The organism is Vibrio sp. 1401, from assembly GCF_033340295.1.
This window is the reverse complement of sequence record NZ_JAWOWF010000531.1, coordinates 1-615: the sequence shown is the minus strand read 5'-3', so window position 1 is coordinate 615 and position 615 is coordinate 1. Positions and strand designations below refer to the sequence as shown.

1 protein-coding gene is annotated in these 615 nt (G+C 48.0%); it reads left to right on the top strand.

The window, feature by feature from the left end:
* Positions 1–108: 108 nt before the first annotated feature.
* On the top strand, positions 109–615 hold a 507-nt coding region (lpxK, locus tag R7Z77_RS26660), incomplete at its 3' end, for a tetraacyldisaccharide 4'-kinase (protein WP_318137211.1).

The window sequence follows — 615 nt, the reverse complement described above, 5'->3', positions numbered from 1 at the left end:
AGTCGTAGACGACGGTGCCATTATTGAACGAGGTAATCACGCAGACTTGATTGCTAAGAATGGCGCTTACGCTCAACTTCATCGCATCCAGTTTGGCGAATAGTTACTGTGGTTGAAAAAATCTGGTTTGAAAATCATCCACTAAAATATCTGTTGTGGCCATTATTATGGCCACTCAGTGTGTTGTTTGGTGCAATCAGTAGAGCGAAGCGTCAACAGTTCCAAACTGGTCGCAAGCAAGCGTATCAAGCACCCGTGCCCGTAGTAGTGGTCGGTAATATCACCGCTGGTGGCAATGGTAAGACGCCTGTTGTGGTTTGGCTGGTCGAGCAATTACAACATCTGGGGTATAAACCGGGAGTGGTGTCTCGAGGATACGGTGCGAAGGCTCCGCAGTATCCGCTGGTGTTAAATGATGATACTCCTACTCAACATTGTGGTGATGAACCTAAACTCATCCACCGGCGCACCGGAGCTCCTGTCGCAGTAGACCCTGTACGTGCAAACGCCGTGAAAGCGCTAGTAGAGTTCGACGTGGATATCATCATTACCGATGATGGTTTGCAGCATTATGCTCTAGAGCGTGATGTTGAACTTGTGATTGTTGATGGAAAT